This is a genomic window from Hominilimicola fabiformis (assembly GCF_020687385.1).
Classification (GTDB): domain Bacteria; phylum Bacillota; class Clostridia; order UBA1381; family UBA1381; genus Hominilimicola; species Hominilimicola fabiformis.
The window spans coordinates 1-8,577 of sequence record NZ_JAJEQM010000032.1 but is presented as its reverse complement, the minus strand read 5'-3'; the positions used below and the strand labels follow the sequence as shown (position 1 = coordinate 8,577).

Below are 8,577 nucleotides of genomic sequence, written 5' to 3'. Positions count from 1 at the left end.
AGTGATACTCAAACTGAAGAAGAATGGATTGATAGATATACAAAAACAGTAGATGAAATAAAAAAGCAAATTGATTACGACTATCTCATCGACTATGCCGAACGTGATATTGTTGATGAAGTTGTAAATATTATGGCTGAAGTAATGACAGTTCCACGCCCTAAATACAAAATCGAGGGCGATTTTGTCGAATATGATGCCGTCTTAAATAATCTCAAGAAGATAACAGCTGAACAACTTGAAGTATGTCTACTTGCATATTCTCGGCAAAGACAAAGAATCAGAAATCCAAAGGCTTATTGGATAAGCGTATTATACAACATTCCACTCACGTCAAATATTGTATTGCAAAATATGGTAAATAGCGATTTGTACGAAACCGGAGGTTAAAAGTAATGGAACTAAAAAGAGATTATGAAAAAATGTCTAAACACTTTCAAGAAATCGAAAAAGAAAAACAGGCATCTATACCGACAATCAGTTTTGACAATAGCAAAGTTGTTCAGCTGTCTGTTGATTCACTAAATCCATTCCCCAATCACCCGTTTGAGCTTTATACCGGAGAAAGATTTAATGATTTAACGGATAGTATTAAGGCTTGTGGTGTTATTACACCGTTGCTCATCAGAAAGCTTGACGATAATACATATCAAATTTTATCGGGACATAATCGCAATCAAGCAGCTAAAGCAATAGGTCTTAAAACAGTACCCTGTATTGTATTATCTGATTTGACCGATGATGACGCATTGATGATAATGCTTGACAGCAACACTAATCAACGTAGTGTTTCAGAAATGCCAATATCTCAACAGGCTCATATATACGCACTTGATGTGGCAGTAAACAAACGACAGGGTAAGCGTTCAGACTTAATAAAAAACATCGAAAAAAATCTCGAAATCCTTAGTAACGGTGCGGATTTTGAGACATTTTCCCCATCGGGGAAAAAGTTAAATACAGTGCAAGAAGTGGGCGATAAATACGGTGTATCAAAAAATACTGTGGCAAGGCTTATTCGCATTGACACACTGTTACCACAACTGAAAGAGCATATTGACAATAAACAAATATCGGTTCGTGCCGGAGTAGAATTGTCTTACATAACCGTTTTTGAGCAAGCACTTATCGCTAAAATCATAGATGAATATAGCTTTCATCTTGATGAACATAAGGCTCATCAACTTAGAGAACTCTCCAAAGCTCACAAGCTTGACAGAATTATCGTAGTTGAAGTTTTTGAGGAAAAATACGGCAAGTCAGTAAACAAAAAATTAAAATCATTTACGATAAAGCCTAAATTCTTGTCAAAATACTACTCTCCTACCGTTTCTCAAGATGTGATTGCATCAGATGTTGAGGCAAGTATGGACGTATGGCAAGAAATCAAAACCTTTTACCCAGATACAGCGGTTGATGATATAAAAAACAATATAATAAATTTGCTGAATAATCAAAAACAGCAGTAAAATCATCTTTTGTTTTCTGCTATTTTACAGGCTGTTTTTCAACTCAATATTGAGTTGAAAATGGTATGGCAAGATACGCCTTTGTATCCACAAAGGCAGGCACACACCGTTTGAGTGTGCAAAAAATTGGGCATTGCCCAAACCCATAAAAAGCGAGGTGATAGTTTGAAAAAGAGTACAGATTTTCACGTTAGAATATCAGACGATGAACTGGAACTGATAGATGAAAAAGCACGTCAATTAAGAATGACACGCAGTAAATATGTAATACAGTCAGCACTTCATCAGAAGATAATAACGTTGGATAATACAGCAATTAAACAGCTTACCTCAGAACTTCGTAAAATCGGTATCAATGTAAATCAGATTGCGATACTCTGCAATATGGGAAAGTTGCAATGTGTACATATCGAGGACACGAAAAACGAAATTACAAAGGTATGGGAAGAATTGAAAAAATTGCGACAGGAAATAAAAAATCTAAATGAACACAGTTGAAAATTATAAGGAGTTGATTTAAAATGGCAAAGTATTCAAAATTTTTAAAGATGAGAGTATCACCTGAAGATATTGAAATAATGATTAAAAAGGCAGAAACATTAAAAATCTCACGAAGTGATTTCGTCAGACAAGCAATACGAAACTCTAACGTTTATGCCTTACCAAGTGAAGATATCCGAAAATTCACATCAGAGCTTAGAGACATTAACAAAAATATTGATAAAATTGTTACACGATGCAATAAAGGTAAATTAAAAAGTGTAAATCTTGAAAAAACTCAAGAGGCTATTCAAAAGGTCAGCGAAGAACTTAATGCTTTGAGAATTGCAATCGAAGAAAAAAATAATTAAGGTGGTTTTGATTTTGAGAAACTTATTTAATTATAAAAAAGCCGCTTTTTCAGGTATTGGTTTTATAGCTGCAATATTCATTTTCGGAATAGCCTTATTTATAACAATGGAGTATTATCACATATTCACAGTAAAAGAAAGTGTAGAAACCGATATATCCCGAGCTTTGAATATATCGGTTACTATGGCTGTTCAAGATATGGATTGGGTGCAGCATAACTCCGTTATGGATACAGAAAAAGCACAGAGAGAATTTAAAACATATTTGACCGAAGATATGAAACTGAATAATGATTATGAGAAATATGCCGATGACGGAAGTTTTCAATATCAAATCATTATTGATAAATCAGATATACAGAAATCTCCGGCAAAGTATTCGATTGCCGGAAGAATAAGAATGCAACCTGTTACAGTTAGAAGTATTCTTCCAAAAACTTTTGATATTCCATTTGAACTAAGTTCAAACAACATAAGAACAGATGATTAAATATGTCAGAAAAAGAAAGACAAAACGGTCGAAAAACAAGATAAAACCTCAAAAAATAGCTTGACAAAGTAATACATTTATGGTATAATATAGTTAATAAAAGAAATAGAGAAAAAGGAGGAATTCATTATGAAAAAGAAAATTTTAGCAACATTTCTATCTGCAGTAACACTTGTATCTTGCAGTTCTGCATTGGCTGCAAATTACTCTGATGTAAATCAATCGGCTTGGTATTCAAGCTATGTGAATAAGATTTCCGAACTTAATGCGTTTTCAGGATATGAGGACGGTACATTCAGACCGGATAACCAAATTACACAAGAAGAATTTATAAAAACAGTTGTTTGTTTAATATGCGGTGAGCTTAACGAAAGCAATGCTCCAACAGTAAAAAATACTTGGAACAGTAAGTGGAGCTCTTGGGCTGTTCCATATCTTGATAAAGCATTTGAGCTTGGCTTAATAACAGAACAAGATACAAAGTTTAAACTTGTAGGAATCCCTTGCACTCGAGGTGAGATGGCTAAAGTTATCACTCGTGCGGTCGAATACCTCAAGGAAGAACCGGTAGCCGATACTTCAACTTACATTGCAAAGCTTAACGATTATGACAGAATGAAAGAAGAATACAAGCCTTATGTTCTTCAAGCCTATGCAAAAGGTATTCTAAGTGGTTATGATGACGGCACTTTCAGAGATGACGGCTTACTTACAAGAGCAGAGGCATCATCGGTGCTTGTAAGATTAATTGACAAGAGCGAGAGAATTAATGCTGATGAAACACTATATGACTACTTCGGAAGAAAAGTTACTTGGACAGAGCCACTAAGAACAGACGTTCCCGAACAGTATCAAGTAAGTATGTCAGACATAAGCATATCTCAAGCAATATATGATGAAGCGGTTGCAAATGGTGGTAATATCACAACAAAGACATTAAGTCGTTCAAAAGCTATGATGTTTGAAGATTTGGTACTACAGTCTATCAAATATGACGGTGATACAATTACTTTAACTGTACCAGATGTATTGCCGGAAAGTCAAAGATGGGCAATAAGCATTGCTTATTGGGATACAGATAAAGATTATGATTTTACAACAATGAAAAGTCACTATGTCGGAGAACCAGGAACATTTGAATTTAATGATATAAAGGTGTTGGAAGAAATTTCGATAAAAGTTTTGCCACTTAACAGCAGTAGCTTTACATCCGGTATATTTATTGATAACGGCGTGAATCTTTCATTAGAAAGACGAGAGAAACCACTAGTTGATTTTAATAATGCACAGACAACATTTGAGTGGGTGCAAGGTCAAGGATATAAAGACTATTTTAAAGACTATGTATTTGACGAAAATAAATATGAGTTTGAATTAAGTTGGTAAAAGTATATTGACAATTTGAGATAATAGATATATAATGATAATAGAAAAAGGCAAGACTTCAAACGGTTATGCCAAAAGTATTAGTTATAAAATAACGTCATAGCTTTGGTCGGCTGGCGTTATTTTTTTGTGATAATTATTAAAACAATTAATGTAATTAAGTACATTAAAAGTTCATAAAAATTCACATTACCACCTCCTTTCCCGACTAATAATGTTGGGATAGAATATAACATATATGAGGTGGCATAACCGCCCAGCTTTTACACTGTTTTTCGTCTTACCTTTAACATCGGAAGTATCCGACAGAAACATTATATATCAAAAATATCCAAAATTCAACAATATTCGTATAAAGTCATATAAATGTAAAGAGTGTAGTTTTAACTGCACTTTTTTAATACTACGAAAGGAATGATAGATTTGAAAAGAAAAACAATAATATTTTTAACAATGATATTGACAGTTATTTTTTCTGCAATAACATCAAACTGCATTGTAAGTGCGGATGAACTTGACGGATATACAAAGGTTGATTGGTCTTGGAACAGGGATATGGAAACTACTGATGATAATGCCGTTATTGTCGGCGGTAATATTCCATTTTGGCGATATGTAAATAAAACAGACCCGTCAAATAATAATGCAATATGGAAAAGTATATATGGAGATGAGTTATCCGATGATGAAGTTACAAAAATATGGCGTGGTAAGTTGGATGAAAAATATGTAGTCGCAAGTGTTGATGTAGCAAATATCAAAGATGAAAATATACGTCAATACATATATGACCACGTTGATGAGGACGTTCCCGACCTCAAATTCAAATTTGACATTGATGCAGATGTAGAGGGCGATTCGAATAACGAAAAAGCAGAAACTCTTTTCAACGGAGATATAGGTTACAGAGTATATCGTGACGGAGATACTTGCAAGATTGAAATGAAATTCAGTCCAAAGTTTTACTTGATAGATGGCAATGATGAAAGCTTGAGTGACGAAGAAAAGGTTTTACCCAATATGCCTAAAAAACGACTTCCAAGAGCACGTTATCCATATAGCTCCGTTATATTCTCTATGTGGGGATATGAAGGCGGTTCCAATAAGCATTACGGAGCTTTAGAAGTAGTTGAGGGTGACGATCCTAAATATATTTACGGTCAAAGCTTTGGATACGGCGATATATTAGAAAAAGGCAAAATACCGAACAATATGGTTTATCCAAACTTTGAAGCCGGAGAAATAAATCAAGAGGGCGATTGGACAGGTATGGTTGAAGATGATACTCTTGACAGTAATCTTATTCGTATAGGACAGCAATACAAGAAAAACGGCGATTTGTGGTATTACAGTTACGGCGGAGCTGTAGGATATAATTTTAAATTTCCGTTTAAAGTTTCACTCGGATTGGATTTATGCGGAACTGTAACGAAACGATTTATAAACAGCTCATCGGGCGAAATAATTTTTGAGAATACCGATTCAATACCTTTCGGGAAATCAGACAGTATAACAAAAACATATATATTAGCTGATAATTCCGGCAAAGCCATCATAAACGATTCGGAAACAGATTATATATACGAACGTTATAAGGTTATAAACGGTTCAAACAACGAAACTTTAATCGAAGATACATCGGTATATACCGATGTGGATTTATCGCCAAATATACCAAACAAAACGCTTGAAATATACGTCAGACCCAATACATCTATTGATACTCCAACAGAAACACCTAAACCCGACGATTCAAATCGTCCTCCAAGTGATGAAACAATTCCTGATGATAAAGTAGAAACTGTACCTATTGACCCGCCGATTTGCGAAAGTGATACAAATACTATTGTATGGCAAGAACAAACAAAGCACACTGTTTCAGATTCTGACGGACAAAGGCATACTTGCTATCACACATACACATATAAAGCAAAATTAAAAGTAGACAGCATTACCTTGTCGCCCGACCCTATAAAAAGCGGTTATGGACTTGATGCAGAAGTTAAAACAAGTATAAGCTATGAGCAAACCAATGCACAGAAAAGTTATTCTTGCTCGCAACGCTTAGGAACACATACTCCATCAGATAAACCAAAGCCACCTACTAAGGTAACCGCTCGTCTTGGTTGGACATCAAAAACCTTTGACGGCGATTTTATTCAAGGTAGTACAGTAAATATGGATAAAGTATCAAGTAATAGCACTTCTGCTACATTCTCTGCCCCATATAATAACATCGTAAACGAAAGCAAACTTTATACTGACCTATGGCTAAGCGGCACAAAGGAGGAGCCGAAAAGGCACAAAATTGCCTTTGATATTTACGGTGGCGGTGTAGATGGTACGGAATGGTGTACGACTGTCGAAAAAACTTTTATTATAAACGGAGATATGTATGAGGACGCTTATACAACATCAACATACTAATATTGAGAATAAGTGAGAATAGTCTATTTTAGACTATTCTCACTAAAAAATTATAAAGGAGAAAGCAAAGATGAAAGAAGAAAGAACTATAATTATAAAAGAAAATGAAAATGCAGAAGAAGTAGAGGCTTATGAAGAAAAAATCATTAAACTTTTAGCAGAAATATTGATGGAAATACAAGATTAAATAAAAAATTTGGAATTTGTACTTGACAAAACCGATAGTTTTAGTCTATACTTCATAGTGTAACAATGTAGGGTCTATAGAATGTATCAGATGTACACACGAAAAAGGAGTGTGTATTTATGATAGAAAACTATTTAGACAAAATTAAGCAAAGGTTGAATGTTGTAGTTCTTCACGCTGTTGTGTATACAAGATATTCATCTGATATGCAACGTGGAGAATCCATTGATGCACAAATAAGATTGATAAGAAAATGGTCTGATGAGCATAGTATTGTAATCGATAAAATTTATGCCGATGAGGCACAGAGTGCAAAAAGTGATGAAAGAAAACAATTTCAACAAATGATAGCTGATTCAAAAAAGCAAAAAGATTGGCAACTTGTATTAGTACATAAATTAGACAGGTTTGCTCGAAATCGAATGGATAGTGCTGCATATCGTGTGGAATTGAGAAAAAACAAAAAATATCTGATTAGCACTACCGAACAATTTGATGATACTCCTGAAAGTTGTATGTTAGAAGGTATCATTGAATCAATGGCTGAATTTTATTCAAAAAACTTGGCTCGTGAAGTTATGAAAGGTTTAACCGAAAATGCACTGAAAGGTAAAACTTGCGGTGGTACTCCCCCATTGGGATATGATTTAGATGAGCGTAAGTATTACAAAATTAATGAGTTTGAAGCTCAAGCGGTAAAACTTATTTTCCAGTTGTTTCTTGAGGGTAAGACATATGGTGAAATCATTAGCAAGTTAAATACATCCGGATATCGAACAAAATGCAATCGACTATTTTCACGAAATTCACTCTATGAGATATTGCGGAATGAAAAGTATAAAGGCATATTGGTTTACAACAAAACACAAAGCCGTGACGAGATAACAGGTAAGCGTTCGGGACATCGTTATAAATCCGATGAAGAAGTCATTAGAGTTGATGGTGTCATTCCACAGATTGTATCTCCCGAAGATTGGGACGACGTACAGTTGATTTTGAATAGCAGAAAAAAGGCATTCAGAAATAATGCAAAAGAAACCTATTTGCTTTCCGGTAAGATTCGGTGTGGCAAATGTGGTGGCAGTTATGATGGTAGACGCAGTTTCAATAGTTGTGGTACAAAATACATATATTACGCTTGCAACGGAAAGCGTAATCCAAATTACAAGTGCAATAACAATTCTATTCAAAGAGATTGGATAGAATCATATATGATAAATATTATTGATAATTACATTCATCATCTCAGCAAAGCACAAAAGCAAAATATTTATCAACTATGTTTTGATAGTGTTCAGTCTTCTAAGAAAGCAGATATATCTATCCTTAACCAAAGATTAAACAGTTTAAACAAAGAACTTTCAAGAATTGTTGATGTTATTACAATAACAAACTCCCCCACTTTAATTGAAAAGCTTACAGATTTAGAGCAACAAAAAGCGGAAATACAGTTAAGGATTAAAGCTTTATCTCAAGAAAAAGGTAAAATATTATCAAAGCAAAAAATAAATTTGTTATTGACAAAGATAAAAAAAATGTTAAAGGAAAAATCAGTTCCACAATTAAAAGAGCTGATGGATCTTATAGTAAATGAAATAATAGTAAATGAAGAAGATGTAATCGTTTATTTAAACATCCCTATTACAAAGTGAAATAGCATATAATTCGTGTATGTCAAAAAGTGATCACCTCATCTGCACCATTATAACATACACATTCAGGAGATAGATTTTATCTATCTCTTGTGTGTTATAGTTTTATCAAAGC

Annotated in this window: 8 protein-coding genes; all 8 read left to right on the top strand. The window is 34.1% G+C overall.

Features of this window, described 5'->3' with window-relative positions:
* The coding region (locus LKE05_RS13895; protein WP_308457230.1) for a DUF6017 domain-containing protein at positions 1-390 on the top strand (390 nt) is incomplete at its 5' end.
* 5 nt (positions 391-395) lie between these two features.
* Complete coding sequence (locus tag LKE05_RS13890; protein WP_308457229.1) at positions 396-1,469, top strand: ParB N-terminal domain-containing protein; 1,074 nt, start codon at positions 396-398, stop codon at positions 1,467-1,469.
* A 165-nt stretch (positions 1,470-1,634) separates the two neighbouring features.
* Positions 1,635-1,967, top strand: a complete 333-nt coding sequence (locus tag LKE05_RS13885) for a MobC family plasmid mobilization relaxosome protein (RefSeq protein WP_022230095.1) — start codon at positions 1,635-1,637, stop codon at positions 1,965-1,967.
* A gap of 23 nt (positions 1,968-1,990) precedes the next feature.
* The gene (locus LKE05_RS13880) at positions 1,991-2,320 is read left to right on the top strand and encodes a plasmid mobilization protein (RefSeq protein WP_022230094.1); all 330 of its coding nucleotides are present in this window, start codon (positions 1,991-1,993) and stop codon (positions 2,318-2,320) included.
* A gap of 13 nt (positions 2,321-2,333) precedes the next feature.
* Positions 2,334-2,810 carry a hypothetical protein gene (locus LKE05_RS13875; RefSeq protein ID WP_022230093.1) on the top strand — a complete coding sequence of 159 codons (477 nt, stop codon included), beginning with the start codon at positions 2,334-2,336 and terminating at the stop codon, positions 2,808-2,810.
* Between the two features lie 129 nt (positions 2,811-2,939).
* Complete coding sequence (locus tag LKE05_RS13870; protein WP_308457228.1) at positions 2,940-4,196, top strand: S-layer homology domain-containing protein; 1,257 nt, start codon at positions 2,940-2,942, stop codon at positions 4,194-4,196.
* A 423-nt stretch (positions 4,197-4,619) separates the two neighbouring features.
* Positions 4,620-6,623 (top strand): hypothetical protein, encoded by a 2,004-nt coding sequence (locus tag LKE05_RS13865; protein WP_308457227.1) that lies wholly within the window; start codon positions 4,620-4,622, stop codon positions 6,621-6,623.
* 306 nt (positions 6,624-6,929) lie between these two features.
* Positions 6,930-8,462 (top strand): recombinase family protein, encoded by a 1,533-nt coding sequence (locus LKE05_RS13860; RefSeq protein ID WP_022230089.1) that lies wholly within the window; start codon positions 6,930-6,932, stop codon positions 8,460-8,462.
* The last annotated feature ends 115 nt before the right edge of the window (positions 8,463-8,577 follow it).

Bases quoted from the DNA above. Each gene is read 5' to 3' on its own strand.
- LKE05_RS13890 (WP_308457229.1), top strand. From the start codon at position 396: ATGGAACTAAAAAGAGATTATGAAAAAATGTCTAAACACTTTCAAGAA.
- LKE05_RS13880 (WP_022230094.1), top strand. From the start codon at position 1,991: ATGGCAAAGTATTCAAAATTTTTAAAGATGAGAGTATCACCTGAAGAT.
- LKE05_RS13870 (WP_308457228.1), top strand. From the start codon at position 2,940: ATGAAAAAGAAAATTTTAGCAACATTTCTATCTGCAGTAACACTTGTA.
- LKE05_RS13860 (WP_022230089.1), top strand. From the start codon at position 6,930: ATGATAGAAAACTATTTAGACAAAATTAAGCAAAGGTTGAATGTTGTA.